Here is a 26,442-nt window from a genome sequence, read left to right as displayed (position 1 = left end):
GTTTCGCGGGGGAGGTTGGACTGAGATGACCTAGAAAAACAAAACGATTACAAGGTACTAAAAGGGGCGCTACTGCGCCCCTCTCTTTTTCTTGGCCGGTTTCAGGTCCGGATTGAGGAATTTCTCCCTCAACGTGCCTCGATACTCGTGGCAATAGGTAATTCGGTTGTTGAGGACGTGCGTGATGCGTCGTTGCTGCTTGAGGATGACGGTCTTCGACACACCCTTGACCAGGGGTGCGTCCTTTTCCGTCTGACCGCAGATTGCTGGATCTTCCCCGATGTCGATACCGGCTTCGATCTTGCCCTTGGTGACCGAGGCGTCGTGCAGCTGCTTGTTAAGGCTTGAGCAGGAACTCGATATCAGCATCGCTGAGAGTAGGGCTGCAAGCACCAGCTTTGTCCTGAGCGTCATAAGCGTTGTCGTCCTTTGTCCGTTGTGGCTCGGCCAGGGCATCAGCGCGGTTCTCCGCGTCGACCTTGGCCTGAAGCTCTTCTTTGGCTTGAGTGATCGCAGTGACCTGACGATCCTTCTCGGCGACGGTCGCTTGCAGGGCATCGACCTGGGCCGAGTGAACGTATTCCGTGACCGCCTCGCGGACGGCGGTGTGGATCGAGGTGGCGTTGTAAATCCAGGCGCTGCCGGCGATCACCAGCACCGCGAAGATCGGGACCGGGATCACGAACTTGAGGACCGGCCACACGAAGCGCATGAAGAGTTCAGCGATGAGGGTCATTGTGCGAGGTACACCCAGAGAATGAGCCCCTCCACGGCCAGAACTGTGAAGGCGCCAGCGGCGGCTCCGAGGAGAAATGCAAAGACGTAAGGTCTGGCCAACTCGATCATTTCGCCAACCCCGTCACGCAAAGCTCGGCCTCGCCGATGCGCTGCTTGTCACCCATGCCCCGTCGATTGACCAATCCTGGCACCACCTGACCGCCGGCCTTGTTGAAGGCCATCTGGGCTAGGCAGGCCGTGTTGAACTGACCCGACATAGCGAACCGAGCGGCGCTGGATTTGCACTGTGCGCCTACGCCAAAGTTGTAGGCACCAGAGATCAGCGAGGCCTGGAGGCTCACCGGCAGGCTGGTGAAGCCCTTGATGCAGCGCGTGAGCGGCTTGTAGAAGTCGTTCACCACACGGGTCATGAGCATGTCGTGGCACTGTTCCTTGGTCTTGGTCATGTGGGGCGGAACCGGCTTGCCGTTGATCAGCGTGTCGCCGTGGCAGATGTCATACCGGTTCGAGTATTTGTCCCAGTGAGACTTGAGCACTAGACCCTCCCAAGGGATGATCAAGGCGTTGACGGCCAGCTCCACCGATGCCGGCGTCTGGTTGACGTAGAGAACGCCGCCAATTGAGGTGGCGACAGCGACGACAGCGGCGATGGCTTTGGAAGCCCGGCCGGAAGATTTGATTGCCATGTTACAGGCCCTTCTGGGGTACGCAGCGGGCGTAGATCGCGAGGCCACCGAAGAGGCCGACAAGCAGACCAAACACAGGCTGGGGAATTGGGAGATAGCCATCCAGGTAGGGGAAGGCCTGATTGATTATTTCGGAAGCCACAGCCAAGACGGTGAAGCGTACGCTCCATGCTCTGAGAAGGATTGAGTCCCAGTTCTCATGGATGCGAGTGAGCTTGGCGAACATGGTGGCTACAGACGGTTGACCAGATTGACGATGAAGATCGGGACGATGACCATGACGATGGAAGAGACCACACCCAGAACGGCCATGATGCGGGTGACGTTGGTCGAGAGCTTTTCGTGCTTGTCGCGATCTTCCTTCTGATCCAGTGACAGCTTGTCCATGGCCTTGGTGAAGACGTTATTGATGCTTTCGAGTTGTCGGTTGGTCTCCTCACGCTGCTCCCGAAACGAGATAGCCAGAGTGCTGTTGCGCTCCTCGACGAGAACGAGTCGCTCCATGTACGAGGCCACCCGACCAACCTGGTCGGACATGGCTGTAATGGAACGCTCCATCGCTTCAAATCTCGCGGGGGAGATCGTTTCGTGTTGCATAAGGGACCCCTAGTTGGTCCCACCAATATAATACGTTGGGGAAGGGAGTGTTTGCCGCCCGTGACTCATAGTGACTCGTGCCGGGTCGGTGTCAAACCCCGAACCGGCCGCGTGTAGAGGTGAACAGACTGGTGATTTCAGCTTGGGTCAAAGCGCGACCTTCCCAAGCCATAAATCCAGCGCAGCGACCGCCAGCTAGTAGCGGGCCATCGCCATTTCCGGCGGCGCAAACGCAAAAACCCTCAGTCGACGCGCCGGTAGACGGTGTCGCGTAAGTAGCGGTGCCCGTCGTGAACGCTCCATTCTGCATCATGATGCCGGCGTTACCAGCCGCGTCTATAGATACGGCCAGGCACTGCCATCCGGTAGGTGAGCCATGATTAGCTACAAACGCCAGGACTTGCCCACCAGCGCGGGAAATAAATAGCTGCTGGGTAGTTGTCGTCATATTCCAGCGGGTGCCAGTGTTTGCGGCATTGGACGAGATACTGTTGCCGCACAGCCGTTGCGTTGCCGAAAAGCCGCTGAAATTGAACCAGCCGAAGAACGTGAATTTAGCGCCGGCCTTATGGCAATTCTCCATCCACGTTTCGTTAGTGGTATCGTATTTCAGGTAGTCACCGCCGTCGAAGGACAGATACTCAGCGGACGACAGACCGCCGGGGGTGCCATTGATAGTTGGATCACTGGTTTCAGCACCGATGGTTGCACCACGGAAGAAGTCGTAGCCGTTGCCGGAAAGATCCACCCACTTGGTCGAGGCCGCTGGCAGCGATACAGCATCGCCAGCGTCGAGGCAGAGCCTCAGATTGGTCGACAAGCCAAGGTGGTCGAGCTGATCCTTGAAATTGAACAGCGGCTTCCACACACCGGCGACCCGTGTGTAGGCCTGCCTAACAGGTTGCCACACACCAGCGACCTTCACGTAAGGCGACGTAGGCTTCCAGACGCCAGCCACGTTAGTTGCAATCCGAGCCATTAGACGTATTGCAACCAGACATCGCCGTCGGCGCCGCCGCTGGCCGCTGCGGTCGAGATCGTGACAGCCCGGTTGGCCATCGTGCCGACCAAGCCAAGCTTGGTCTGCTCAGCCGTCGTGTAGGAGGCGGTCGTACCAGCCAGGACCGCAGAGTAGGCCTGGACATTGGTGCCGACGACCAGGCCGAGCAAGGTCTTCATCGCCGCGTAGTCGGCGGCTGACAGCAGCGAACGACCGTTGGCCGAAGCGTTGGTGATGTCTGCAACGGTGATCGCAATCGCGGTCTTGAGGGCCGCAGCGGAGATCGCGCCCGTCAGGCCAGCGACGGAGAGGACAACGTCAGTCGGCGTGAGCAACTCTTTCCAGTCGGCCAGCGTGGTTGGCGAATTGGTCGAGAGCGCAAAGGACTTGTTCAAGTCCGTCCGAATGGCGATGTCACCCTTCTGGGCAACGAGCGCGAGCATCGCAGCCTGGTTTGCAACCGTGAAGATGTCGGTGATCGCGATGGCCGGCAGGACGGACGTGTCCAGCAGGCCACTGCCGTCCAGCAACGGGACGTTGCCAGCGGCCACGCCCGTGTTCTTCGACGCGGCGGTGCCGGCGTCCGAGATCGTCGACAGCGTCTGGGTGCCGGTGTGGCTCGACCGAGCCCGCAGAGCTGCGTCGGTGCTGTTGGCCGTGGCTCCAGTTGCGATGCCCGACAGCTTGGTTTCGAGGGCCGTGGTGAACGCGGCAGTCGTGGCAGCGAGGACCGAGCTGTAGGCTTGGACCGTGGAGCCGATAGCGGCCGAGAGGATGGCACCAACCGCAGCTGCGAAGTCGGAGATCGTCGAGGCGACCTGGGAACCGGTGTGGTTGGCGCGGTTCTTGAGGTTGGCGTCGGTGTCGTTGGCGGTCGCCCCAGCGGCTATGGCGGCGAGCTTCGCCCGCTCGGTTGAGGTCAGGATTTTGTTGGTGGCGCCCTCGACCATGTTGGTCATGCTGAAGGCGTCAGCGGCTTTGCCGTTCGGATCATAGACAGCAATCGTCATGTCACCCGAGCCGGCGCCGGCCGCGCCGGTCGCACCTCGAATGTCCACAGCGTTCGCGAGGACTGACGTGAGACCTGACGGGCCGACGTAGTCGCCGGTGGCGGGCTTCGTGCCAGTTCCGCCGACCCAGTCAGCGACCTGGAGAACACGCCGCGTGGTGTCGGAGACAACGGACAGGACAGGAGCCCAACCCTTGTCGCCGGTCGCGCCTGTAGAGCCGGTGGAACCGGTCGTGCCCGTGGAGCCGGTTGCGCCCGTGGCCCCTCGGATATCAACGGCTGAAGCGAGGGTAGGGGTCAGGCCAGTTGCGCCGACGTAGTCACCGATGGCGGGTTTCGTCCCTGTGCCGCCGACCCAATCCGATACCTGAAGCACACGTCGAGCACCGTCGGTCACAGCCGAGAATGCGGGTGCCCAGCCCTTGTCGCCGGTCAAGCCCGTCGAACCGGTAGCGCCGGTCGAACCGGTAGCGCCCGTGTTGCCTTTCTGAGCGATCAGATGCCAGTAAGTGGTCCAGGATGCGCCGACACCAGGCTCGTTGGTCGAGGCTGCGGTGTGCGGCGTCTTCACGCGATACGAGGAACCGTTGTAGGCGAGGGCCTGGTTGGCGAGATAGCCGTTGCCGATGGTCCACGGGGCGGTCAGCCAGGTCAGGCCAACACCGGCAGGGCCAGCAGGGCCGCTATTCGTAGCGCCGAGCGACCAGTCGCCCGAGGTAACCGATTGCTTGAAATAGAACGTCAGGCCGGTGCCTTCTACCGTAGGCAGGACCGCATAGATGAAACCAGCGGCGGCGGTGTTGAAGGCCGAGCGATTGGCAAGGGTGCCGTAGGCGTCGGGTTTGAAAAGGGTCTTCGCATAGAGAGCGGCCGACAGCTCGGCTAGCAGTTGGTGCGAGAAGATGACGTTCGCCGCTTGGGCGGTCGCGAGAAGGATGTAGTAGGGAGCGTTGGACAGCGTGGCGCCGGTCCAAGGAGCGAGCAGCTCGGCTTCACCATCATCCGTTACTGTATCGATTGCGGCCGGGAGTTGACCCTCAAGGAAGAGAATGCCTCCACCAATTTTCGCCACTTGCCAGAGAGTGCCATCACCCAAAATCGTCTTTGAACCATTGAGTGTCGAGACAGTTCCGGCTGAGTAAAACATGCACCTGGCTGGGTTGAGAGGGTGGGAGTTATATGGGGACGTGCCCCTGCTCCTGCACCCCTATAGACTAAAGGCTCTGGGGGATGCCGAAGACGTAATAGCGGAGGCCCAAGGCCGGTGTGTTGACGGGAGTGTCGTTGGGGCGGAACTTGGTCATGTATGACGCGCCGCCGGAGTCTACGAAACGTGGGTTGTCCCCCGACATGTAAAAGTCGACTGCCGTTTCGTCGGCATGGACGTTCGCCCATGAGCTGTCACAACTGGCGCGGCCAATCCAGGAGCCGGTGTTGTCGGCAAACACCCTGTGGTATCCACCAACAGCCGGGTTCTCAGCGCGAAGGTCGAAGAGCACGGCAGATTTAATGAACAGTTTGAGCTTAGGGTCTGGATTGGGGATGCTGACGGTTGCCATCCGCTCGCCCTTGAAGCGGTTGCTTCCGGTGATCACCGTTGGGAAGCCCGTGGAGTTCCACGGTAAGTATCCCTCAGCCAAGATGGGCATGTATGCCAGTCGGGTGTCGACGATGATATCGTTCATGCTCGGAGCAGTGTCCGATGATCCAGGGCGTTTGAGCTGGACATAGGTGGGCTCGACGACCAGCACCTTGCTGCCGCCGGTTGTGTAGCCAGCCTCGCTGTCCGCATGGATGACGAAGCGAACGGTGATCGCAGTGCTGGTCAAGTTCGTGATGGTGATGCGGTCGCTCTTCACTTCGTAGTTGAAGGCGTAGTCGCCATTGGATGCTACACCGTTGAAATATGGTGGGTGCCAGAACTCGGGGTCCGCCTGCTTCTTCACCATGAAGTCCATGTAGGTATACGGTGTCAAAGGCAGGGGGCAGATGATGTCGGCGGTGCCACTGCCCGCTACGTTCACGTCGCCGGCGCGCATAATCTTCGCCGGGATTTTGTCCTCGTGAAAAATGTAGTTCTCTGGATTTGTGTCGTAGACATCCCGGCCCGGTAGAGCCAGTCTGGCCTTCGTGGGCAGGATGCAAAGAACCTCCTGTCCACCTATCACAGTGGTGGAGTTGTCGGGGATAGGATCATTGTGGAGGGGGAGTTGGAAGACTGAAAGTAGGTAATCGATATGAGTGCCGGACGTCGCAGTCTTCGTGATGTATGAGTAGCATTCCTTGCTAGTCATATCAGGGAAAATCTGTATCGAAGTTCCAATAGAATTAGCAGAACCGCTGGTGACGTTGCCATAGCCTCCCCCGATCCCGTCAGGGACCTCGTATTGCACATGTGCGCCATCGAAGTGGCCTGGGAGTTGATTGAAGCGACTCCGAATTTCCACAATAGGCATGAACCCAAAGTTCCACCACTCCTTGTACAACTGGACTTGCTGTGACCCCGATCCGGACTGGCCCCAGATGATACCTGCGGAGCGGTCTGCTAGGGCGGAAAAACTGGTGCTAACAACCGTATCGAAATCGTGGTTGTCGAAGCCATAGTATCGGTTGGACCCGCCCGCGTTGTAGCGGCTGTCATAGCTTTGTAGGTAGATGTCGTAGACGTAGCTGAGCTTGGTGCCATGGCGGCTGTCAAACTGCATCTTGCCGATCTCGGAGGGGTCGGTGGTGAAGGGGTCCCAGGCGGCGTCGTTCATGATCCGCAGCACGGGACCGATCCCAGGCTGTGACTCCATCGCGAAGATCGAACTCATGTGAAAATCCTCACGCCCTCGGCACCGCCGGTGAACGTGCCGATCTGGGTCTTGCCAGAAGTGGTCTGGAACTTGTCGATGATGGCTGTGCCGATCTTGGCTGTGACCAGCTTCAGGACACCGCCCTCGTAGATGAACGGGTTGGTTGTCGTGGTGCCGTCGGTCATCACGATCTGGTCGGCGTTCAGAACGATGCGGGTCTTCAAAACGCCCGGCGAGAACGTGTAGACCTCGATGACCAGGCCGGCTTGCTTGAAGGTGTCGGACAAGCTGGCGCGGACGTACATCGTCTGGCGGGCAAGGACCGAACCAGAGCCGGCCGAAGTCTCGATCTTGAAGAGCCCAGATGCAGTTGCATCATCGACCCCGGCCTCGACCGCCGTCATGGCGGTCGCGAGGGCCGACACGCGGCTGTCGCTCACATCCTGCCACACAGTACCGTTCCAGCGGTACATGCGCTTGTTGTCGTCGCTGTCGTACCACAGGGCACCCAGCACGGTCGTGGTAGGCGGGCTAGCCTGGAAGAACACCGTCATGCCCGCGACCGAGGCATCGACCCACGCGCCGGCTTGCAGGATGTAGATCTTGTTGTTGTCGTCGCTGTCGATCCAGATCGAGCCAGTAGGGCCGGTGGTGGCCGGTGCAGCCGCCTGGAGGAACACCGCCGGCTTGGCGCTGACCTGGGTCTGGAGGCTGCTGATGGCCGATGCCTGGCCGGTGGAGAGCGTCTCCAGGTCGGTGACGTGCGTCTGGAGCACGGTCACGTCGTTCGCGACGGCCTGAATGGCGTTGGCGCGAACCTCTGACTCCTTGGCGATGGTGGCGAAGGCGTTGGCCACACTCTGGGTGATGTCCTGTCGGACGATCTCGGAAGAGGCATTGTGGATGGCCGAGTTGCCGGCGACCATCTCGACGTAGTCGAACAGCGACGAGACCTGGCCGGAGATGCCGGCAAGCATCGACACGACGGTCGCGCTGATCTCCTGAGCCTCGGTCGGTACGACGACGGACAGCTGCGGGGCGAAGTTGAGCCCTTGCGTTCCGAAGAAATCATAGATGGCCACGCGGAAATAATAGGTGTGGCCACGGTCGCACTGGATCGAGATGTTGCTGTTCGCGCCCTGGTAGACGAGGTCGCCAGGGGCTGGCGTGAAATCCGGGACGGTCGATTTGTAGACGAGGACACCAGCGTAGTCGCGGATCGTCGGCTGCTCGAACTGGATGATGACCTGGTCGGCGCTCGGATCGGCGATCAGGTGCGAGGGCGCCGCCGGGGCGGTGTTGCTGACCGACAGCTGCTGAGCGCCGGCAATGGTGCCGTACTGGTCGCGAGAGGTTACCTCGATGGTGAACGAACGGGCCGGGGTGCCGCTGTTCAGCGTGGTATTCAGGGTCTGCTCGTAGACGAAGAACAGCTCGGTGGTGAACGTCTCGTAGAGGACGAAGGACGAGTCGTTGATGATGCGGATGCGGTAATCCTGATGCTCAGGATAGGTGGCCGGGTCCCACGCAAACTTCGGCGAGCGGCTTTCGAAGACAGTCTCAAAAGGCTCGTCCTGCAAGCGAAGGCCCGAGCCGCCGGGGATCGATCGCCAGTCGCCAACCAAGCGGTGCTCGATGACGGCCGGATCGCTCTCGCGACCGCTGACGGTGATCGCCACCACGTTGAAAACGTATTCGCCGAGCGGGACGTTGTCCCACTGGTAGGCGCTGGACGACGTTTCGCCGAGCAGGCCGAAAGGACCGTTGTCCTTGCTGACGAAGACCTGGTAGCGCGTGACCAGGTTGTTGGGGCTGTTATCCCAGTCGAGCAGGATATTGTAGATCGGGACAGCGCCCTGCATGCTGGTCGTCGCCGACACGCGGAGATTGGGAACCGGGTTAGGCTTGACGTTTGCCCGCACGTCGTAGTTCTGGGCGTTCTCGTAGTCCTCAATGATGCCGTCGACGTACAGCCACTTCAGGCGGTTCACGTAGATCGCGGACACCTCGACGGCGTCGGGATCACCCTCGACCTCGGCGATGCTCACGACGCGGAAGGCCATTGGTGCCGCCGTGTCGTCGGTCGTGCGGATAGCGAACACCGCATTGTCCGGGAGGTCGGCCGTGATCGGAGCCGTAAGGGTCAGGTCGCTGACGGCGCCACTGGTGCCGGGGATGATGTTGTGTTCCTCGACCTGATACAGGCCGGTGGTCTCGTTGATCGACTGGAACACGATCTTGTAGTTGAAGCCCGGCTCCAGGTAGACCGCATCGCGGAGCGTGATGTGGATGGCGCTGGCGAACTCCTTGACGCGGCCTGACAGGCCGGCGTCCATGTCATCGTCCGAGATCAGGACGATGTCATAGGGGTTCATGAACTGAGCCATGCGGTTGGTCTTGAAGTTGACCATCATGGTTTCAGAGACGCCGGTGATCAGCTTGTAGCGGCCACGGGTGATCGCCTCTTCGGCGCTGCGGCAACCCACGGCGATGAAGTTGCTCGGGATGCGGCCATAGCGGTCGATGTGCGTCTGGTCGAAGACCCGGCGGCGGTCCTCTTTGTAGTTCAGGTCCGGGTTGACGAACGTGACCGTGATGTCGTTGAAGCGGGTGCTGATCTCGGTGAACGAGTAGGTGAAGATGCCGCCTTCGACATTCTCCGGCGCGAAGATCGCGACGGCGTTCGTGTCCTTGTCGAGACGGATGACGGCGCTGCCGTTGCCATCATCGAAGAACCGGCCGCCGAAGATGCCGCAGATGTAGTCGATCATCTCGCGACCGTTGGTCGGGTCGGTGATCTGTCCATTGAAGGTGAAGCGAGGGTTGCCGTTGGCGTTGCGCGTGTCGCACCACTGGGCGGCTTCGTAGACATCGTACTTGTTGAGCACGACCGGGTAGTAGGCATTCATGCCATAGCGGTCGTTGAGCACCAGGTCGTTCGCGACCAGCGCCGGGTTGTTCGAATAGGAGAGCACCCAGGTGCCGTCCCAGACGCCGGTGTAGACGCGGGTGGTCGGGTTGTAGTTGCTCGGGATGCGGATGATCCGGCCCCGGTAGATGCCGGAGAAGTCCGGGATCGACGAGAACTGGTCAGAGGCGCGAGCCGTGAGCTGGGCGGTGGCAAGGCCAGGGAACTTGAAAGGCGCCGCGGTGATTTCCTGGAAGCTCTCCCAGGTCACGTCGAAGAACTTTTGGGTCGTGTTGGCCGGGCTCGTCTTCGTGACACGCAGCTGGTAGGTGTCGGTCTCGCTCCTCGGCACCGCGAAGCGGAACTCCTTTACGAACGGGCTGGTCGTCTTGCCGGTGATGAGCAGCTCGCCGTTGACGACGGTATCGTTGTCCGACCCACCGAACGAGCCAGGCGCCAGCGAGGAGCCGGCCACGATCCAGGTCGAGCCGTTGAAGAAGTAGACGATGCTGTCGCTGTCGTTCAGCCAGTAGTCGCCTTGCTCGACGCCGGTCGGCGGCAGCAGCCCACCAGTGTAGGCCTTGGTCGCCTTGTCGGCTCCCCACGAGGACTTCTCCGACCAGGTGTAGACCAGGTAGGCACCGACGGTCGCTGAAGCGATCCCGCCGAACTCGACCCAAGCCGTGCCGTTCCAGGTCTTGGGGTGATTGAGAGAACCGCTGTTGAACCAGATACCACTGTCCTCAGTGGTGATCGGCGTGGACGAGGTCCAGAAGGTCGTGCGGTCGCCCGGCGATGCCTTGGACGTGACCTTGTTCAGGATGCCGAAGAAGGCAGCGAAGCCGTCGCCGATGATGCTGGATGGCGGTGCCAGGGTGCTGACGGGTATCCAGGACGAGGCCCCCGTTGCGCGGTACTCGAACTTCACCTTACCGGTGTTGTTGAAGCTGCCCTTGTCGGTGACCTTCTCCAGGTGGTTGATCACCACTCGGAAGTCGATGTAGTCGATGTTGGTGTGGAGACCCTGGCGGATGACCGGGACGTTGGTGGTCAGCTCGGTGGAGACATCGGTGGAGGAGCCGAAGCCGCCCGACCGGGAGACGATCTCTTCGCCGATCTCGGAGCCTTCACGAATGATCAGCTCGAACGAGTCGAAGTTGTTTTCGCCGTCTACGTTTTGAAGTGGGGTCTCGCCGATGAGGAAGGTCTTACCGCCGTCGACGAGACCTTCGATTGGGCCTTCAGAAAGGCCAAGAACGACCTCAACAGAGTCTGTAGAAAATAGGTTGTCAGGAGTTCTCTTTGGCTTGCTACCCCCTGCTGATCCAGACAGGGGGCGGCTCATGTGAAGCGTCATTTCAACCCGTAGTGTTTGGTCGTCCGCATATGGTAGTTAGGAGGCTGATTTACCAGCCTGGTACCGCTGCTGCATCCACTTGAGACGCTCGGCACCTTCATGGGGATCGAACTCGAAGCGAATGAAGTTCACCTCGTTGGTTGCGTGAGGATCGATCAGGGCGACGGGACAGTTGTAGAGGTCCTTCGGATCGAGATTGAGTTCCTCTGCATAGCGGTCGATCTTCTTGTAGGACGCGATCTGGAGACCGTGCCACATACGCTCCGAGCTGGGCCGCATGCCGTGGGTGTAGCCGGAGACGTGGGTGTGACCCGCGACGTAGATGTCGTGATGCTCACCGTCGAGCTGCGCCTGCTTGCCAGCGCCGAACACGTCCGACCACTGCGACCGGCCACGGAAGCCGTGGACCGAATAGATTTTCACATTCCGGCCATTCGGCAGACGCAGAGCAAGCCGCACCTTGGTGCTCTTGTGAACCAGCGTGTTCCCCTTGAGGATCATCTTCAGGATGTCGCCACCCTTGTTCCACAGGTCGTGGTTGCCGTCGGTGTAATAGAGCCAGTTGATCTTTTTCAGGACGTACTCGACCAAGGCCAGTGCCTCGTTCGAAGTCGTGCTCTGCTCGGCGTAGAGCCGCTCAAGGCGACCTACCCAGTTGTTGAAAGCGTCACCGACGTTGCCAGCGTAGAGACCTGGGACCGAACCGTCGAAGATTGAGACGTGGTCCATGACCTCGGCGAGATCGGTGCCATCGTCGTCAAGGTGCATGTCTCCGAAGAAGCCAAGACCAATGGGGCCGTCGCGGTTGACGCGGACCTGGATCAACTTGTCCCGGTCGTAGATTTCCTTCTTGCGGGCGAACTGGCCAATGCGGCGGGCGACCAGCTCCTCGATGTCGATGGCCGGGGTCGGCTCATAGGCCTGCGGGAACTCGCGCTCCAGCTCCACGTCGTCGTACTCGGGTTCCTGCCAACGGGCTTTCATGCCTCGGATGCCCGACTCGCTGATGTCGTAACCCTGCTCACGCAAGTACCGGGCAGCTGGGCGGAAGCCGCCCATGAGTTGAATGGCATCACGGATGATCTGTTCTTGTGGTCGCATTATGAGCTGCCTCTCCGGAATTCACGGGCGTTGATGTCGAAGGATAGGAACTGCCCAAAGACGCGGTCCTCGCCGTAGAGGACCGGGATGCGGGTGCCGATGGCGACAGTGTTCTTGGGGGAGCCAAGGTAGCGGCTCTGATCTTTGCTGGTGTCGTTCTCCGGCGTCGGGGCCAGGAGCTGACTGATGCCGCCCAGGACGGCCAATGCGCCGACCTTCAGAAGCATCGAGCCCCAGAACGTTGTCGCGCCAAACGTGAAGAGGCCCAAGCCAATGAGGGCGGCGCCGATCAGGATTTGACCGAGGCCACCGCTCTTGCCGCCATTGAGCTGCGGGACGATGTGGATGATCTCCTGATCGCCAAGGGGAGTGTGCAGGGACTGGACCGTCTCGCAGCCCACCACTTTGATGCGATGACGGCCGAGGACCGGGCGCGGGGCGAAGCCGGGGAGCTGCCGGGTGATCGACTCGACCACCTCTGCCACGGTGCTGCCCTCGACCGAGATCGGACCATCGTGGAAGGCAGACAGGTATCCGTGGAGATAGACTTGCCTCATGCGATCAGGACCTCACCGTCCTCAACGATATACTTGCGGATACCGTCGTTGCCGATGATGTAGTGATCCAGCTCGGGCCAGTTCAGGAAAGTGTTGAAGTCGTTGGCAGACAGGTTGTGGCTGGCATTGGGGTGAGTGTGCCAAGTAGCACGGGCGGTCAACGCATACAGTGCGATGTCTTCGCCGCTCACGTCGAACCCTTCAGCCGGGTTCTCACAAATATTCTGGACCTCGATAACTTTACCGTTCTTCAGGACAAACCCAACACGCTCAACGTCGCCGCCGTACATGCTAAGAAGGGACTTTGACATCCTTGAGGGCTTCATCAATTTTCCGCCGAGTGTTAGAAGAGACGAGGTCTTTAAGTGGTGTGGTGTCCTGTGATCCACTCAGCTTGACATCCTTGTGACGGAACACCGCGACCGTGGTATTCCGATAAACCCCTTTGTAGGGAGTGATGTCGGACAATTGATTGTAGAAGTGGTGGAGCATCTGCCCGTTTTCAACCAGGATACCGCAGTGATTACCTATAGATGAAGCGATAGACATGATGAAAACGTCGCCAAACTGGTACTCGGACGGGTGGCAATCGAGGCTTTTGAAGCCGAGCCGCTGTGCGCGAGTGATGTAGAGGTCCAGACCGTGCTTCCAAAACTCGGTTGGGCAGGCATAGTTGGGGAAGTGAATTCCGAAGTTGTCGGCATAGAACCGACGCAGCATCGTGTAGCAGTTGACGTTCGCATAATCGAAGGGAAGACCGAGGAGATGCTGGTGCTTCAAGGTCATAGTGACACCGTGGGGAACTCCGGCGGCATGTAAATCCGCACAGGGATTTGGAAGTTGGCACCCTCAGTGAGGTTCTTCAGCTCGAACGTGATCGACTGGCCGGAGATCAGTTGGGGGACGCGGCCGATCTGCCACATCCGCTGTTCGAAGATGTTGGCGTCGGCTTCCAGGTTCACGAGGAGGACACGCTTGCGGGTGACGAAGGCGAGGTCGAGATCGCCACGCTTGGCCGCGAGGTTGAAGACGCCGAGGGGGTTCATGACCACCAGCTGCGGCTTGGACTCTTCACCGTCTGCGGTGCGAGTGTCGCCTGAGATTTTGACGGCTACTCCCTCGTAGGGATTGCCCTGCCAGGTTTTAGTCTCCCCCTCTTTGAAGCGAAAGAAGGTGTCCTCGTTTCGAAGTTTGATCGTATAGAGGTCGACCTGGGCGTCAGCGGTTAATTTCTGAGCCTCGGCAAGATGGGATACCGGTGCCGTCATGGTCTTTAAATAGTGACGAGGCCTTGAACATTCCAGTCGTGCCCCTTAGTCTATGGGGTTAAGCAACTGGGGTTTGATATGAAGAGATACTTGATCGTTACGCTTGCGCTGTTGAGTGGGTGTGTTTCAGCTTCGGTGGCGGCAGAGCCGGCGCCGGCCGGCTACAGAGAGAAGGCTATCGCGGCGATCACGCCCCGGCTCAAGGACCCGTTCTCAGTCAAGGAGATGAAGGTCACTAAGCCCTACATCGAGCGCAACTCAGGCGTGGGCAACAACGGGAAGTGGCAAGTCTGCGCGACGTTCTATGCCAAGAACAGCTTCGGCGGCTACGGGCCGACGGTGGCCTTCGTGACCTTCAGCCACGGTCAGGTGACCGACGTGGGCATCAACTCCCCGCAGAACTACTACACCGAGTGCGCCGGCGCTTCCTAAGGCTGGGTCAGCAGCTGGATGGTGAACGGCTCAACGAGGCCGTTGCCACCTTCCATGATCTTGTAGTCGAGCGGCACGTCGAAGCGAACGGTGACGTTGCCGAGCGCTGGGTGGGGATAGATGAATTTCTCGTAGAGCCGGTGGGCGACGTAGAAGTTCTCCAGCACCGCCATGTTAAGGGTTGGCCGGGTGGCCAAGTCCAGAGTGCCATTGCTGTTCAGGAAGAACCACATGCCCTTGAAGGCCAGCGTGTAGGTCAGCTGGTCCGGTCCCTTCGGCTTGGAGGCGAATTCGTAGCCTCGGCCGAAAGTCATCTTGGCGCTGCTCTCGGGATACTTCGCCGCAAGGGTGTGCATGGGGAAGTTGAACGTGTCCATTATGCTGCCACCACTTGCTGGATGAGCGTCTTCAAGCTGCCTCGACGCTGGATGTTGTCGGCAACCGTGGCGATGATGTCGGTCGGGCTCGGACCCGGCACCTGGTCAGGCGAGACCACCCACACGTTCAAGACGGTGCCGCTGGACTTGTTGTCGTTCGTCGGCGGCGTCAGGCTCTCCGAGCGGATGTTGTTGCCGGCGTTGTTTAGCGCATCGAGCTTGTCCGTGCCGATGGCCGAGACCGCCGACTGACGGAGCACGAATTCACCAGGCATAAGCTTGCGCAGGACGCTGTCACGGGCGCCGGTGCCCTGGATCATCTCACCAAGGGCCGCGCCCTTCACGCCACCACCCAGAGCCATGCCTACGGAGCCCAGCAGCCCGCCCAGGATGTCGCCACCAAAGCCGCCGCCACCGCTGCCGCCCAGTAGGCTCATGACCACCTGGAGGGCGAGCGCCTTGGCGATGGCCTGCATCAGGGACTGGACGACGCTCAGGCCGAATGCCTTGAAGGCTTCGGTCGCCGACATGGTACCGCTGGCCAGGTCCATGAACAGGGTCTGGAACGAGTTGGTCAGGTTGTCGAGGATCGGACCCCAGGCCTTCTCGACCTGAGACGCGAGCGGGACCATCTTGCCGGCTTCGTCGACGAGACCATTCTGGATTTCCCAGGCACGGTTCGCGCTCTGGATCGCGGCGACTATCGACGGACCCTGCTGCACCGTAGCGGCATCGACAGCGTTCTTCTGCAAGCCGAGATCGACAGCTCGCTTCTTGGCCGCGATCTCCTGCAACAGCCAGAAGTTCGCTTCGGCCGAGGCGGCGCCATAGGTGGCTTCAGCCTGAGCATGCTCTTTCTGGATTTGGGTCAGGAGCTGCTCGGCCGCTGCGGTCTGGTCGAGCAGCTGCTTGCGCTCAGCGAGCTTCACATTGTTGCTGAGGTCGATGATCTGGGAGCCAGTGAACTTGTTGGCGTTCTCCGGCAGCTGGGCGGCGTCGAGGGCGCGTTGAGCGGCAAGCACCGGCTCGTTGGTCTTCTTGTCGAGCTGGTCCCAATACTCCTCCAGCAGGCCGGCGACCTTCTGGTTGCGGTCGGAGCGGAGGCCTTCCAGCATGTCGGTGCGCTGGGCAATGACATCCTCGTCCTTGTCCGTCAGGCCCTGAGCATTCTCCTGGTCGAACGCCTTGGTCTTGGCGTCGATGATCCGCTGATATTGATCGTTGACCGAGGTCAGGATTTTCTTGACCGTCTCAGGGTCGGAGGCCAGCTTCGACTGAGCGACCAGCGTTTGGATTTGCTCGGTTGCGTTCTTGACGGAGAAGTTGGTGGAGCTTTTGATCGCCTTGGTCGTGGCATCCAGCTCGGCCTTCGTGCGGTCCTTGATCGCGTCTTCGATGTTCTGGTTGTCGGCGGCGTAGTCGCCCTTGCCGAGAGTGACAGCGTTGCCGATACGGTCGTTGATGTGGTTGATCGCCGGGTCGGCGTTCGGCTTCTCGTAGCCGTTCATCACGATACGGGCAGCTTCCTCCGGCGTCTTCGCAGCCATCAGGGCGGCGTAGACCTGGGGGAACTTGGTCTTCAGTTCCTGATCCGCGAACTGGTTCTGGATCGAGCTGTCGTACGGCGAGCCGTGCTGGCCGGCGGCGAACGTCTGCAAGTTGTCCCAGCGGTCGAAGCGCCACTGGCCCTTGCCGAACGCGGTCGGCCGGCCGGTCTTGTCGCTAACGTCGCCGGTCGCGCCGGGGTTCAAGCCACTCTCGGTGATGAAGTTGCCAACCAAACCGGAGGCTGCGGCCTGGCTGTAACCCATCTGGATGAACTGCTTCATGTCGGCAGCGGCGCGGTCGGCCACAGAGCCGGCCAGAGGCTTGCCTTCGGTCAGCGTCATCGCCTGGATGTCGAGCGAGCCTGAGGACGCCTGGAGCTTCGCCAGCTCGGCGGCGAGCGTGTTGAACTGAGCGATCAGCGCGTCCATGGCCGGGCCTGGGCGCGACTTGCGGATAGCTTCGATCAGGTTCTTGATCTTGCCTTCGAGGACGCTGGCATCGGCGTCCACGGCTTCCTTCATGGCCTTCAGCTGGTTGACGGCATTCTGCTGAGCCTGATCGGCAATCGCGTTCTGGAAATCCTGCTCAGCCTGGTTGATCTGCTTTTGATCTTCGCGAAGGCCAAGCTCCAGCTCGGTCTTGTTGGCGTCGTCGCTGGCGGCTGCGATCTTGGCGTCAAAGATTTCGGCCGTCAGCTTCCGCTTCTGGTCGAACTTCGCCTTCATCGCGTCTTCGATGATCTTCAGCTCTTCCTTGGTGTAGCTCTTGCCCGTCAGCTTCAGGAGCGACTGGATTTCCTTGTCGATGGTGCTCTGCTGTTCCTTGAGCACATCCTCCTGGATTGCTTGGTAGAGCTTGTTCTCGGTGGTGGCGCGAGCGGAGATGCGGTTCGTGATCGAAGCCGTGGCGTCGGTCAAATACTGCTTCACCATCGTCTCGACCTTGGAGCGGTCGAAGGTCGGGTTGGCCTTCATGATGTCGTTGACGAAGGTCGAGCCCTGACGCTGGATGTCGGCGATGCGGCCGGCGTAGACATCGGACAGGGCATTGAGCCCGTCCATGATCTGCTTGGAGCTTTTGCCACGGGTGTCGCGGAACGCCTTGCTGGTGTCGCGAGCCAGGTCGGCCGACAGCGACACGACCTTTTGGCTGATGTCGGCGAACGCCTCGGTGTTCTTCACCGCGTTCAGCATGTCTTCGGTGTTCAGCCGGTCGAGCTTCGCCTTGGATGCGTCGATCTGCGTGGACAGCGTGATGAGCGGGGTGAGGCCGGCTTGCAGCGCATCGAGCAAATCGACGGTCTTGGTCAGCTGCTCGATGCGGGCTTCCATATCCGGCGTCGAGTTGCCCAGCTCCTTCTGAGCCATCAGGGTGCTCAGCTCACGAGTGCTCTGAGCCTTGGTCAGGTTGATCTGAGCGCCGTAGCCCTGCACCTGGGAGCTGTCCTTCGGAGGGCCGCTCAGGCCTGCGATGAACGCGGCGATGTCCTTGAACTGAGGACCGAGCGCCTGCTCGACCAGGTACGGCAAGTCAGAACGCTTGGCAGAGCCGCCGGTGATGCCAGCTGCTTTCGCAGCCTTGTCACCGATGGCGTAGGTGTCGGACGTTGCCAGCAGGGTCGACTGATTGCGCTGGCTCTGTTCGAGCAAAGCCTTCTCGGCCTCGATCAGGGCACCGTACACCTTGGCGTTCTTGGAGAAGTCACCCGACTTCAACTTGTCGAGGGCCTCGATCAGATCCTGGACAGAAGCCGTGCTGGTGTCGATCTCGCCGGCCAGCTCTTTGAAGGCCTGCTTGATTTCGAGGATCTTCGCCCGGCGCTGGAGAGGATCGGCATCAAGAGCCGCCTTCTGGCGCACGAGATTGGCGATGGTCTGGTCGATGGCTTCGACCTGGCCAGTGGTGGCAGCGAGATCGCCTTCCAGCTCCTGGACCTGGCCACGCAGGATGTCGACGCGGTCAGCAGCCGTGAGGGCGCTGGAGCCGAACGCGACGTAAGCGACAGCCGCAGCTGTGGCGAGGGCAGCAACGGCAACCCAAACCGGAATGCCGATGATAGCCAGGAGGCCGGCGGCGGGCGCCGCAGCAGCGGCGGCAGCGACACCAAGACCCTCGGTAGCGGCGGCGGCACCAGCGGTGGCAGCGGCGAAGCTGCCGATCATTGGCACCAGCTGGAGGAGACCGCGGAATACCGCTGATGCGGTCATCAGGGCGAGGGCGGTGCCGACGGCGGTCGCCGCCACGGCGATGAGGTTCAGGACAGTTGGGAATTCGTTGAGGACCGACAGCACCTTCGCGGCCCCGTCGAGTAGCTTCTGCAAGACCGTGAGCAGCGGAGCGAATGCCTTGTAGGTCAGCGAGCCGACGACCGAACCGAACTTGGTCGAGGTGTTGGCGAGCGACTCCATCTGGATCGCGTTGGCTTCGACGGCGGCGGCGCTTAGCGTGAACTCAGCCTGGAGCTTGGAAGCCAGGTCGAGGTTGTTCGACAGCGCCGAGTAGGTTGAAGCAGCGCGAACCTCGAAAGCACCGAAGGCGTCGGCGCTGGTGAAGCCAGCGGTCTTCAACTTGTTCAGGACATTGACGAGGCCGTTGCTCTCGATGTTCACGTCCTCCTCGGACAGCTTCAGGCCGTCGAGGGTCTTCTTGAACTCCTTGCTTGGGTTTTGGATGTCGATCAGCAGTTGGCGAAGGCCAGTGCCGAGCGTGGAGCCCGACCGGATACCGGAGTTGGACAGAGCACCAAGGACTCCGGTCAGCTCCTGGAATGTGACGCCCATCTGGGCGGCGACGTTACCGGAATACTGGAAGCCGAGCGCAAGCTTGTCGATGGTCAGCTTGCTCAGGTTCAGGGCGGCAGTCAGGGTGTTCGCTATGTCGGCGGTCTGGTCGACTTGCAGATTGAAGATCGATAGAACGCTGGACGTGACATCGACGGCCGAACCAAGGTCGGTACCAGCGGCGGTCGCCAGGACGCTGATGGCGCCAATCGAGTCAGCGACTTCTCGTGCGGAGAAACCGGCTTGGCCGAGGATGGTCGAGGCCTTTGCGATTTCAAGGGCTGTAAACTTGCTGGCCTGCGACACCTCGATCAGGCGATCCTTGAGGACCGACATCTCGGAATTGGTCGCGCCGGTGATCGCCTGGAACTGGTGGAACTCGGCATCGAGCTGCACTACGAACGTGCTCAGACCCTTCGCTGCATTGAAGGCGAGGGACAGGGCCTGGTAGCCAATCAACAGCCGGCTCTGGATGCCGACGATGTCAGCGCCACCATTGGCGTTCATCCGCTCGGAGATGTTCCGGCTGGTCAGCGCTGCTTTGCCATTAGCTGCTTCGTACAGCATGCTCTCGGTGCGGCGCTGGTCGAGGATCGCCTTCGCGTTCAGGACCTGAGGGGAAGCGTTCTGAACCAGCTTGTTGGTGCTGTACTGAGCCTGCCGCAGGCGAGCCTGGACGGCAGCGTCCATGGTGCGGAGGTTCTGAGAGAAGCCCTTGACCAGCTCGTCGGTCAGACGGGCGGTGACCGCCTTCGTGGTCGACTTCGCGTCGGCAATGATGGAGCGAAGAGCAGCCTCGTTTGCCTGTCCGCTGAGACCCCCCTTGCCGGCCATTGCGAAGTTCTGGCCGAGGGCGGCTTCCTGCCGCTGGATGTTGCGGGTGTAGTTGGCCGAGCCGGCGTTGACCTTCGCCATGGCGGCGCTGAGCTTCGACACCATGTTGTCGGTGCGGGTCTCGATGATCTTCTGGGCTTGGAGGAGATTGGCGGTGACGCCTTGAAGATCGGCCTGGAGCTTTTTCAACTCAGCGGAGGCGCGACTAGCATCTAATCCATAGTCAACATTGATGCTACCGTCGTTGGACAACCAAGAACCCCGATACTGTCTGAAGTATCCAGGTTAGATAAGGACTTAGGAGGGGAATTGTTGGGTCGGGGCAGAGGGGAGTGACTCGAAACGAGTCACTCCTACTGTATGAGGCCACCGATGTTGGAGAAGGCCGCAGCCAGCTCGTCGAAACTGCCGATTGCATCGGACGCCGGCACCGCCGGGGACGATGACTTGCTGCCACCGCCGAGTACCTCTTGAGCTACCAACCGGAACGACTCGAAGGTCTGATACCCGAGAGCTAGCTCGTATTGTGTTCTAAGGCCGACGATTGTCTGGAGATCGTAGTGGGTGTGAGACCATAGGACCTCACGGAGGTCGCTGGGCTTGATGCCCAGCGTCCAGATTATGCTATCTTCAAAGGAGAGTCCGGTGAGCCAGCCAAGGAGGATGCTAGGGTGTCCAGATCGGTCTTGTGCGTTGCCATCACCTGGTTGACCTTTTTGAGTGACCGCACGAAAAAATCCATGAGGTGATCCATGGTCCAGGTGAGGATCGCTTCGACATCACTGATGGAGATGTCAAGATCGTCGAAGTCGGCCACTGGTTTCTCGACCTTGCCGCTCTTCTTGCGGACGGCCAGACATGCCATGAGGATGTCCCGACGCATGTCAGAGTTGACCGGGACGGATGCGATGCGACCGGGGTCGCCGACGAGGATGGAGAGTTCGTTCAGAAGGCCGAAAGACATGAACAGTTCGCGTTCTGCCTCGTCCAGTTTGATCGTGAGTGTTGGTGAATTTGCCACAAGGAGTTCCCGCTATTTGTTAAAGAAAAAGCACGTCACTCATGTGGGGAGTGACGTGCTTATCTACAAGGACACAGCGACTGTTAGCGGGGGAACAGAACGGCCGCAGCCTCACCGTAGAACGAGTACATCGGATCGGTCGGAACGCCGGCGTAAGGCGTAAACTCGAACGGCAGGTTGCCGAAGTTGTCCGTCTGGAAGCCGACGCTCATACCCTTGGTGATCTTGACCTTGGGCAGGAGGATCGTAAACGGCGAGTTGTCCTTCGGCAGGATGCCGACGATCTTGACGGCCAGCTCCGGCTGGAACGAGACACCGCCCAGATCGATACGCTTGATCTTGCCGATGCGGGTGCCAATCGGCCACACCTTCACAGGTGGAGTCGCGTAGCCAGTGGCGAACGTGATCGTGGTCTTGGTCGTCGCATAGACGGCGGTCAGGACCTTGGCGATGTGGACAGCGTCGTCGATGCCATCCTGGAGGAAGATGTAATCGCCGGCAGCGAGGTCGGTCGTGATGTCGGAAGCGACTTCGACAGTCAGGCCAGCCGCAGCAACCGAGTTGCTGGAAGCCCACATGTTCGGCATCGGATCGAAGGACGTGCCGGAGGCATCGAGACCGGCGCCGTAGGCAAGGTTCCGAGCAGTGTACTCGTACACTTCACAAGACGCCTTGATGCCGTCCTGGTTGCGGACAGACATGACGATGTTGTTCTTGATGCCCTGCGTCAGCTCGACATACGCCGGATCGGAGGTGATCGTGAAATTCTTCACCAGGCCGATGGAGTGAGTGCTGGGCTGGAAGGCGTGGAGGTCTGCCAAAGCACCGACCATGACGGTCGCGGTCGAAAGCAGAAACTTGTCGGTGCGGGCGGTGCCGGCCATGGTGTTTCCTTTGAGTTTTACATAGAGAGTTTGCTCACTTGTAAGATAGAAACTCCTCCCCATATCACCTAAGAAGCCACGAACCAGAATGGTGAGTTATGACTCGATTTACGACGACCTTAGAACCGGAGCTGTACGCACTGTTGCAGAGCCGGGCGAAATACAATCGCCGCAGCATGAACCATGAAGTGGTCTTCCTGATTGAGTGCGCCCTGGCTGGAGAGATCGACGGCAACCTGTCGATCATTCGGACCCTGATGCAGGCTCAGGGTGGAGTGGGTTCTATTCCTCACCCAACAGAGCTTGAACCTGAACATACTGCCACGGCCTAGCTTCCGACCGCGTCATCGGGACCAGAGTGGTTCCGTCAGTGAACACCATGAAGCCCTTTTCCAACGCCGAGCCGGCGTCATAAATTTTCATCGTCTTCGTCGGCCGCAGCCGCTCGAAGATCAGCGACATGATCTTCCGGTGACGGAACAGGTTCGTGTCGTCACCATACGTCGAGGCCGCGATAGCGAATACCGCCTCAGACAATCCCGGCGACTGCTCAGTGAAGGCGAGCGCCGTTGGACCGATCAGGTCACTGTTCGGCAGCTCCGCGACGTTGGAGTGCGTTTCCCAGTCGAAGAAATTGATCTCGGTGTCGGGGTAGAGTGCCTCCACCTCGGTGATGATGCCTTGGCAAACCTTCACGATGGAGACCCATGCGTCTTCGATAATCATTATGATGTTCCAGTGCTGTAATCTTCGACGCCGCTCTGGGTTGCCGAGACGATGCTGTCGTTGAGAGCGGCCGCGATTTTTTGCGGGATTTTGAACAGGCTCCAGTAGGTGAAGACTGGTTGGAGAAGGGGGCGATGGGACAGATTGTGCCCACCCGCCATCGGGCCTTGAAGCTTGGTGATCGCATCGGAAGACATTCCGAGCGAGCGCTCGAAGCTCATGTTCTGGTTCACATCGCCAAGGTTGCCAGAGATCAGGCCGGGGAGGGACGATCTCGACACGTTCGGCATCAGCGTGATCCTGAGCTGGCCGACCGGAATGGTGGCGCCCCTGGCGCGTGTGACGAACCGCCCCGAGCTGTTCATCGTGATCCTGACCACGCCGGTTCGTTTGACCATCTGCCTGGACTGCGACAGCAGCTCCTGGCGCAGCCTGCCAGTGTTTCGATAGAACCGCCTGGCCCGATCTACGCTCAGCCCGCCGGCGACCTTGCGGCGGATGGTGTTGCCGGTCAGGCGAGCCCAGCTGATCTGACCACGGGCGAATGGCTGCGTGGACATCTGGAAGCGCTTGCTGTTTGCGATCTTGGTGTTGATCACCGCGCCGGCGGCGTCCGAGAAAGAGAAGACCTTGGGGCTGTGGTCGGAGCCGTAGGCTGAGAGCTGACCCATCAGGTTGTCGGCGGCGTATTTCACACCGAGAGCATACTCAGTCTCGATGGTCCGCTGGAGCCGTGCGTTGAGGGTTTTCAAGCCAACCCGCACACGTTCCATGGCGAAGTTCCCGGTCGCGGCTGCGACCGCGTCGGTGATCGCAGCCGCAGCTCCGGTGCCACTCGCGTCCCTGCTGCCAGAGTTCTTGCCGATCCGGAAGTTGATGCTGATGCGGTTCTTCGCGCTCATTACTGGATTTCCGCGACGTTCACTCCGAGCACTACGTCGAGCCGCTTCACGATCATGTCGTCTACGATGTCACCCAGCTGGATGTCCTCGCCGGTGATCAGCTGCCGGATTTGCTCCTTGACCCCCATCGGCCCGCCGGTGGGTTCGCGGGTCATGCGCTCGATCAGCACCCAGATGTTGGAGATCAGCTGCCGGCCGCTGCCCTTCTTGAGGCCGGTAGCCAGGTCGACGACTTGCGTCTCCCGCTTCCAGGATACCAGTCGGCTCATGTGGAACATGCGGTGGGTGCGGTAGTGGACCTGGTTGTAATCGTTGGCCGAGTCGTGCTCGCCGAGCAGGTATCGCCGGCCGGCGGCGTCGAGGATCATGGCGCCCGTGCCCACTGGGCAGAGGTGCCGAACCCGCAGGACCAGCCTGGGGTCGCTGTAGTCGTAGGACGGGACGTGGCCCTCATCCATGGCCTGCACGTCGCCGACGAAAGGAAAGCCACCAACGGTGGTCATCAGGCTTTCAAATCGACGCCCGCTGTTGTTCAGGCCAATGGTCATTGCGTTACCCCGTGACTGGGTCGGTATCCTGAGTGAGGACAGCCAACGTGTGGGTCGCGTCGGTGGTGCGACCGGTGGTCTCTGCGAGGGCATCGGCATACCGATCCTTCGCCTTCTGCTCGACCTCAGCGAAGTCGCGGATGGCCGGGCGTGAGAAGCCCTTGATGCCATTGGTCTCGGACTGGGCGATGCGCTGCTTGAGGGATGGCAGCACATCGAGGACAGCCTGCATGCGGATCATCTCGTTCGCCGCCAGCTCCAGCGTTGTGCCAGAGGCGAGGGCGGTCCCGAGATCGACCAGGCCGACCACCTTCTCCACCTTCAGGTAGGCGACCATCAGGTCGATCTCTTCGTCGGGCAGCTCGTGCTGCTGGACACCGATGAAGCCCCTGACCTGTCCACCATTGACGATGTGGTTGAGGAAAGCGGTGAGGCGGTAGGTTTCGCTCTGCTGCTTGCCCACGCCGCCCACGAGATAGTTGAAGGTGACCACTCGCTTCTCAAACCGCTTCTCAGCGGCAATGGAATTGTTGATGGCGGGGACAACGACCGACACTCTGAACGTGGTTGGGCCGGTGGTGATCGGGATGCCTGAAAGTCCAGGGATCGCCACACCCTCCTGGTCCCGAACGGTATAGGTCATAGACCCAGCGTCCGGGACAAGAGGAGTTCCAGCGTCAGTCAGCATGACCATCAAGGTCACATCGGTGCCGGCGAGGAAGTCGTTCATGGCTTACTCGCCGCTGTTGTCGTCGTCAGTCTTGTCGGCTTCAGGTTCGATCTCGGGCTCGGCGGTCTTTCCCTTGCCTTTGCCCTTACCCTTCGTGGCGACCTTCTTGGTCCCCTCGGGAGCGTAGGCATCGAGAAAGGATGCGACGGCCAGCTCAGCGTCTTCGGCAGCGACGAAGTATTCGACGAACTCTTCGTCCGTCGCTTCGTCTGCTAGATTTCCCAGGACCTTGATCTGGCCGAGAGCGGCGCGAGCAGAGATAAAGGGAGAACCGCTGACAACCGAGGGCCGGTGAGCCGCGACAATGTTGCCGCCATTTCCGAAATCAATAAGCTGAAATTCACCATTGGTTTCACACAGGATTTTCATGGGTGGAGGTTCCTCTAAAGAAAAAGTCCACCGCCCAGGAGCTGAACGGTGGACCCATTTCGAAGTGCGGTTTCGTTACGCGGCGAAGGTAAAGATCGAGCGCGTATCGCCGAAGGACAGCTTGTATCCGGTGTTCTCAGTCTTCACGTAAGTGATCGACTGGTTCTGGATGGCGCGTTCGGACTCGTCGATGCTCGAACCGGCTTCGACCAGCTCTTCGAGGGTGTCGCCTCGCGAGAAGCCAATCAGCTGGTTGGCAGGCACTGCGCTCGACAGAGCGAAGTCCACCTTGCCTTGCAGGATCGGAACGCCACCGATCTGGAAGCCCGTGGCTGCGAGGTTGTTCGCATCCGTACGGTTGTTCGCCGAGGTCGGCACTGCGAACAGCATCAGCCAGGCGACGTAAGCATCCCAGTTGCCAACCACGGTGTCGACAGGAACGCCGGCCTTTGCGCGGTTGATCAGCCAAGCCATCAGAGCCTTCCAGCTGATGACGCCAGCCGAGGTGCCGGATGCCAACGTGGCCTGAGCCACGGTGCCAGCGGCCGGGTTGACGCCGTCGCCGTTGATCAGGACGCCAGTGGCGGTCCAAACCTTCGAGCGCTCGGTCTCGCGGGCCATACGGTTCTGGAAAGGCGTGAGCATGTCCAGGCGGGCGCGGCGCTGGAACTCGTAGGAGATACGATAGCCACCACCATGCTTGTAGATTTTGACAGCCGTTTCGCCGGTGCGGATCGTCTTGACCGGGATGCGGCCAAGCTCAGCAACTGCGCGAACCACCTGGTAGTCGCCTTCAGCGTCGTCGACGACGGTCGAAACCATCTCGATGCCGTTGATCGTGCGGGACTGCGACACGAGGGCGGCGGTATTCTCCAGCTGGTCCTGACGGTACTTGTAGCGCACCAGGTCGTCGATAACCTGTGGGAACAGGGCGCGAGTGCCGGCGTACGTCTGGAAGGTGTCCGACGCGGCGTCGAGGACGATGCCACGGGAGAAGTCGTTCGCAACCGGCAGGCCGAGAATGGCCAGCGAGGCTTCGTAGCCCGACAGATAGCCTTCGCTGTCGCGATAGCGCTCCGGGGTCTCGGAAGCTGGCACATCGATGGCCAGGTCAAGGTAGTCGCGGAGGCCGAGGCCAAAGCTGCGGGCTTCAGCAACGAGCGTCAGAGCTGCCTGAACCGACTCCTGCGAGTTTGCACTACGCAGAGGCTTCAGTTCATGCACACCACGGCGACGAACCTCGGTGAGTGATTTGGTCGACATTGGTTTCGT

At 60.3% G+C, this 26,442-nt stretch carries 25 protein-coding genes; 1 reads left to right on the top strand and 24 read right to left on the bottom strand.

What is annotated here, in order from left to right:
* Window positions 1-69: 69 nt before the first annotated feature.
* From NKJ88_RS06145 to NKJ88_RS06085, 14 genes are all read right to left on the bottom strand, one after another.
* Complete coding sequence (locus NKJ88_RS06145; protein WP_352443766.1) at window positions 70-393, bottom strand: hypothetical protein; 324 nt, start codon at window positions 391-393, stop codon at window positions 70-72.
* A complete protein-coding gene (locus NKJ88_RS06140) occupies window positions 338-736 on the bottom strand; it encodes a hypothetical protein (protein WP_352443765.1) in 399 nt (132 codons plus the stop codon). The genes NKJ88_RS06145 and NKJ88_RS06140 overlap by 56 nt, the downstream gene beginning before the upstream one ends.
* Before the next feature lie 106 nt (window positions 737-842).
* The gene (locus NKJ88_RS06135; RefSeq protein WP_352443764.1) at window positions 843-1,424 is read right to left on the bottom strand and encodes a glycoside hydrolase family protein; all 582 of its coding nucleotides are present in this window, start codon (window positions 1,422-1,424) and stop codon (window positions 843-845) included.
* A gap of 1 nt (window position 1,425) precedes the next feature.
* Window positions 1,426-1,650: a DUF7940 domain-containing protein gene (locus tag NKJ88_RS32985; protein WP_502904735.1), complete on the bottom strand. Its 225-nt coding sequence runs from the start codon at window positions 1,648-1,650 to the stop codon at window positions 1,426-1,428.
* A gap of 5 nt (window positions 1,651-1,655) precedes the next feature.
* Window positions 1,656-2,021: a hypothetical protein gene (locus tag NKJ88_RS06130; RefSeq protein WP_352443763.1), complete on the bottom strand. Its 366-nt coding sequence runs from the start codon at window positions 2,019-2,021 to the stop codon at window positions 1,656-1,658.
* A 91-nt stretch (window positions 2,022-2,112) separates the two neighbouring features.
* Window positions 2,113-2,889 (bottom strand): hypothetical protein, encoded by a 777-nt coding sequence (locus NKJ88_RS06125; protein WP_352443762.1) that lies wholly within the window; start codon window positions 2,887-2,889, stop codon window positions 2,113-2,115.
* A 110-nt stretch (window positions 2,890-2,999) separates the two neighbouring features.
* A complete protein-coding gene (locus NKJ88_RS06120; RefSeq protein ID WP_352443761.1) occupies window positions 3,000-5,177 on the bottom strand; it encodes a hypothetical protein in 2,178 nt (725 codons plus the stop codon).
* A 67-nt stretch (window positions 5,178-5,244) separates the two neighbouring features.
* Window positions 5,245-6,846 carry a hypothetical protein gene (locus NKJ88_RS06115; RefSeq protein WP_352443760.1) on the bottom strand — a complete coding sequence of 534 codons (1,602 nt, stop codon included), beginning with the start codon at window positions 6,844-6,846 and terminating at the stop codon, window positions 5,245-5,247.
* Window positions 6,843-11,081, bottom strand: coding sequence for a TipJ family phage tail tip protein (gpJ, locus tag NKJ88_RS06110; RefSeq protein WP_352443759.1), 4,239 nt, complete (start codon window positions 11,079-11,081; stop codon window positions 6,843-6,845). The genes NKJ88_RS06115 and gpJ overlap by 4 nt, the downstream gene beginning before the upstream one ends.
* Window positions 11,082-11,129: 48 nt before the next feature.
* Window positions 11,130-12,194, bottom strand: a complete 1,065-nt coding sequence (locus NKJ88_RS06105; protein WP_352443758.1) for a hypothetical protein — start codon at window positions 12,192-12,194, stop codon at window positions 11,130-11,132.
* Window positions 12,194-12,751, bottom strand: coding sequence for a tail assembly protein (locus NKJ88_RS06100; protein ID WP_352443757.1), 558 nt, complete (start codon window positions 12,749-12,751; stop codon window positions 12,194-12,196). Before NKJ88_RS06100 ends, NKJ88_RS06105 begins: the two co-directional genes overlap by 1 nt.
* Window positions 12,748-13,041 (bottom strand): MPN domain-containing protein, encoded by a 294-nt coding sequence (locus NKJ88_RS06095; RefSeq protein WP_352443756.1) that lies wholly within the window; start codon window positions 13,039-13,041, stop codon window positions 12,748-12,750. The genes NKJ88_RS06100 and NKJ88_RS06095 overlap by 4 nt, the downstream gene beginning before the upstream one ends.
* A 1-nt stretch (window position 13,042) precedes the next feature.
* Window positions 13,043-13,537, bottom strand: coding sequence for an NlpC/P60 family protein (locus NKJ88_RS06090; protein ID WP_352443755.1), 495 nt, complete (start codon window positions 13,535-13,537; stop codon window positions 13,043-13,045).
* A complete protein-coding gene (locus NKJ88_RS06085; RefSeq protein WP_352443754.1) occupies window positions 13,534-14,019 on the bottom strand; it encodes a phage minor tail protein L in 486 nt (161 codons plus the stop codon). Before NKJ88_RS06085 ends, NKJ88_RS06090 begins: the two co-directional genes overlap by 4 nt.
* A gap of 90 nt (window positions 14,020-14,109) precedes the next feature.
* On the opposite strand from NKJ88_RS06085, the gene NKJ88_RS06080 reads away from it, so the two are divergent.
* Window positions 14,110-14,451 carry a hypothetical protein gene (locus tag NKJ88_RS06080; RefSeq protein ID WP_352443753.1) on the top strand — a complete coding sequence of 114 codons (342 nt, stop codon included), beginning with the start codon at window positions 14,110-14,112 and terminating at the stop codon, window positions 14,449-14,451.
* Here NKJ88_RS06080 and NKJ88_RS06075 read toward each other — a convergent pair.
* From NKJ88_RS06075 to NKJ88_RS06030, 10 genes are all read right to left on the bottom strand, one after another.
* Window positions 14,448-14,828 (bottom strand): hypothetical protein, encoded by a 381-nt coding sequence (locus NKJ88_RS06075; RefSeq protein WP_352443752.1) that lies wholly within the window; start codon window positions 14,826-14,828, stop codon window positions 14,448-14,450. The two genes, NKJ88_RS06080 and NKJ88_RS06075, sit on opposite strands and share 4 nt — an antisense overlap.
* A complete protein-coding gene (locus NKJ88_RS06070) occupies window positions 14,828-20,179 on the bottom strand; it encodes a phage tail tape measure protein (protein WP_352443751.1) in 5,352 nt (1,783 codons plus the stop codon). The genes NKJ88_RS06075 and NKJ88_RS06070 overlap by 1 nt, the downstream gene beginning before the upstream one ends.
* Before the next feature lie 430 nt (window positions 20,180-20,609).
* Window positions 20,610-21,011 (bottom strand): hypothetical protein, encoded by a 402-nt coding sequence (locus NKJ88_RS06065; RefSeq protein WP_352443750.1) that lies wholly within the window; start codon window positions 21,009-21,011, stop codon window positions 20,610-20,612.
* Between the two features lie 83 nt (window positions 21,012-21,094).
* Window positions 21,095-21,895 carry a hypothetical protein gene (locus NKJ88_RS06060; protein ID WP_352443749.1) on the bottom strand — a complete coding sequence of 267 codons (801 nt, stop codon included), beginning with the start codon at window positions 21,893-21,895 and terminating at the stop codon, window positions 21,095-21,097.
* A gap of 282 nt (window positions 21,896-22,177) precedes the next feature.
* Window positions 22,178-22,621, bottom strand: coding sequence for a hypothetical protein (locus NKJ88_RS06055; RefSeq protein WP_352443748.1), 444 nt, complete (start codon window positions 22,619-22,621; stop codon window positions 22,178-22,180).
* Entirely contained in the window at window positions 22,621-23,523 is a 903-nt protein-coding gene (locus NKJ88_RS06050; protein ID WP_352443747.1) for a hypothetical protein, read from the bottom strand. The genes NKJ88_RS06055 and NKJ88_RS06050 overlap by 1 nt, the downstream gene beginning before the upstream one ends.
* Complete coding sequence (locus tag NKJ88_RS06045) at window positions 23,523-24,071, bottom strand: hypothetical protein (protein ID WP_352443746.1); 549 nt, start codon at window positions 24,069-24,071, stop codon at window positions 23,523-23,525. Before NKJ88_RS06045 ends, NKJ88_RS06050 begins: the two co-directional genes overlap by 1 nt.
* A 4-nt stretch (window positions 24,072-24,075) precedes the next feature.
* Window positions 24,076-24,801 (bottom strand): hypothetical protein, encoded by a 726-nt coding sequence (locus NKJ88_RS06040; RefSeq protein WP_352443745.1) that lies wholly within the window; start codon window positions 24,799-24,801, stop codon window positions 24,076-24,078.
* Between the two features lie 3 nt (window positions 24,802-24,804).
* Window positions 24,805-25,170 (bottom strand): hypothetical protein, encoded by a 366-nt coding sequence (locus NKJ88_RS06035; protein WP_352443744.1) that lies wholly within the window; start codon window positions 25,168-25,170, stop codon window positions 24,805-24,807.
* A gap of 75 nt (window positions 25,171-25,245) precedes the next feature.
* Entirely contained in the window at window positions 25,246-26,433 is a 1,188-nt protein-coding gene (locus tag NKJ88_RS06030; RefSeq protein ID WP_352443743.1) for a phage major capsid protein, read from the bottom strand.
* Between the last annotated feature and the right edge of the window lie 9 nt (window positions 26,434-26,442).

Source organism: Mesorhizobium sp. M0016, assembly GCF_040324035.1.
Classification (GTDB): domain Bacteria; phylum Pseudomonadota; class Alphaproteobacteria; order Rhizobiales; family Rhizobiaceae; genus Mesorhizobium.
Note: the sequence above shows the minus strand (reverse complement) of the source record. Positions and strands in the feature narration are given on the sequence as shown.